General features: G+C 45.1%; 1 protein-coding gene. It reads right to left on the bottom strand.

Annotated elements, in window-relative coordinates; translation table 11 throughout:
- The coding region (locus E1163_RS31065; RefSeq protein ID WP_221418087.1) for a hypothetical protein at window positions 1–213 on the bottom strand (213 nt) is incomplete at its 3' end.
- Window positions 214–244: the final 31 nt, after the last annotated feature.

Genomic DNA, 244 nt, shown 5'->3' with positions numbered 1-244 from the left:
CGGCATCTCCCTCGAGGGAGAACTTAGTGATTGCACCTGAGAGGAATTGAAATAAGTGCAAGGGCTATGCTTGAGCATCATTTGCGTACCTTTTAATCGTACCTGAGAGGAATTGAAATGTGGGAGTTGGCATCGATCTGCCATCTGGCCCGTGTCTTTTAATCGCACCTGAGAGGAATTGAAATAAAAGCCCCTCATTGTATACACTTTCATTTCGAACAACTTTTAATCGCACCTTGGAGGG

The sequence above is a fragment of the Fulvivirga kasyanovii genome, from assembly GCF_009711405.1.
Lineage (GTDB): Bacteria > Bacteroidota > Bacteroidia > Cytophagales > Cyclobacteriaceae > Fulvivirga > Fulvivirga kasyanovii.
This window is presented reverse-complemented; position numbering and strand designations above follow the sequence as displayed.